Genomic DNA, 2,056 nt, shown 5'->3' on the forward strand with positions numbered 1-2,056 from the left:
CCGTCCGGCGCCGCGCCGCTGAGCGGTCGAGCCAGCGGCTCGGCTCGAGCAGCAGGACCCCACGGACGACGACGGGCCGGCTCCCCGAGGGGAAACCGGCCCGTCGTGACGGGGTGGTGCGTCAGTCGTCGCCGCGCAGGATGGCGAGGATGCGCAGCAGCTCCAGGTACAGCCACACGAGGGTGACGGTCAGGCCGAAGGCGGCGCGCCACGACTCGCGCTCCGGGAGCCCGGCGCGGACGCCCTGCTCGACGTAGTCGAAGTCCAGGATCAGCATGAACACCGCCAGGACGACCGCGATGCCCGACACCAGGAGCGACAGCCCGGGGTTGTCGAAGCTGCGCAGGCCACCGGACTCCAGCACGCCGGTCAGGCTCAGGATCCAGTTGACGAGCATGACGCCGACGAAGGCGAACAGCGAGATCGTGACGACCTTGCGGAACTTCGCGGTGACCTGGATGTCGAAGAACTTGTAGGCGCCCAGCGTGGCGGCGAAGGCGACGATCGTGGCCAGGACGGCCTGGAAGACGATCGTCTGGTCGCCCACGTAGCCGGAGATGACCTTGGAGAAGGCGCCGACGAAGGCGCCCTCGGCGACCGCGTAGGCCAGCACGAGCGCGGGGCTGATCCGCTTCTTGAACGAGTTCACCAGCGACAGGACGAAGCCGACGATGGCGCCGCCCATGGCGAAGGTCCAGGCCTTGGCCAGGTTCTCGTCGGAGGCGGCGATGTCGCCGATGAGGAACCAGGTGACCGCGGCCGACAGGGCAACGAGACCGAGGGTGATCGCGGTCTTCTCCACCACCGTGTCGACGGTCATGCGGCGCTGGTCGGTGACGGGCTGCGTGCCGTACGTGGTCGGCTCGCCGTTCAGGTCGATCTGCCACTGCGACGGGTCGGTGCGCAACTGGCCGCGACCGTTGAACTCCTCGCTGCGCGAGAAGACGGGGTTGCTGCTCTGCATGGTTCCTCCGGATAGGGCGGGACGTGCGTCCACCCTATAGAACGCGCGACCCCGCGTCTTTGTGCCCGATTCAGCGGTTGGATCAGGCAACCTCAGGCGGGGCTGCGCTCAGCGTGACGTTCTGCTCGCGACACGCCCCGGCGGTAGGGACGAACGCCCGCCCCGACGGCCCCGTCGAGCGGGACGTTCAGCCGATGCGGTGCGGGTGGGCGTACACGTTGAAGCCGCCGTCGCGGTTGAAACCGACGAGGGTGACGCCGGACGACTCGGCCAGCTCGACGGCCAGCGACGAGGGCGCCGAGACGGCCGACAGCATCGCGATGCCGGCCATGTGCGCCTTCTGGACGAGCTCGAACGAGGCGCGACCGGAGACCTGCAGCACGGTGCCGCCGAGCGGGAGCCGGCCCTGGCCGAGGGCCCAGCCGACCACCTTGTCGACCGCGTTGTGGCGGCCGACGTCCTCGCGCAGGCACAGCAGCTCGCCGGACGCGTCGAAGAGCCCGGCCGCGTGCACGCCGCCGGTGCGCTCGAACACCTTCTGCTGCTCGCGCAGCAGGTCCGGCAGGCGTCCGACCAGGCCCGCGTCGAAGACGGTGGGGTCGTCCACCCGGCCGAAGTGCGCGGCCTTGTGGACGGCGTCGATCGAGGCGGTGCCGCAGATGCCGCACGCGCTGGACGTGTAGACGTGCCGCTCCATCGACGTGTCCGGCAGCGCGACGCCGGGCGCGAGCTGCACGTCGATGACGTTGTAGGTCTGCAGGCCGTCCTCGTCGGTGCCGGCGCAGTAGCGCTGGGCGGCCAGGTGCGCGGGCGAGGAGATGACGCCCTCGGAGACGAGGAAGCCGGCCACCAGGTCGAAGTCGTCGCCGGGGGTGCGCATGGTCACCGTGTAGGAGCGTCCGCCGAGCCGGACCTCGAGCGGCTCCTCGGCGGCCAGGACGTCCTCGCGCCGGCTCACCGTCCCGTCGGGGCGATGGCGCTCGACGCGGACGCGGCGCGTCACCCGGCCGGCCACGTCACTCCTCCGGCCACGCGGTCGATGAGGGCCTGCGCCCGGGCGACGGCGTCCGCCACGTCGGCGTCGGCCCCGCC

Annotated in this window: 2 protein-coding genes; both read right to left on the minus strand. The window is 71.4% G+C overall.

Translation table 11 applies throughout. The features are described from left to right. Positions 1 to 121: 121 nt before the first annotated feature. Positions 122 to 964, minus strand: a complete 843-nt coding sequence (locus AC2W7G_RS14645) for a Bax inhibitor-1/YccA family protein (protein WP_485869085.1) — start codon at positions 962 to 964, stop codon at positions 122 to 124. A 187-nt stretch (positions 965 to 1,151) separates the two neighbouring features. After that, on the minus strand, positions 1,152 to 1,979 hold the full coding sequence (gene fdhD, locus AC2W7G_RS14650; RefSeq protein ID WP_485869086.1) for a formate dehydrogenase accessory sulfurtransferase FdhD: 828 nt from the start codon (positions 1,977 to 1,979) through the stop codon (positions 1,152 to 1,154). Positions 1,980 to 2,056: the final 77 nt, after the last annotated feature.

Source organism: Aeromicrobium sp. PFPM2_SD2 (assembly GCF_057364525.1).

Excerpts from the sequence above, each read along its gene's own strand:
- AC2W7G_RS14645 (WP_485869085.1), bottom strand. The coding sequence starts at position 964 with ATGCAGAGCAGCAACCCCGTCTTCTCGCGCAGCGAGGAGTTCAACGGT.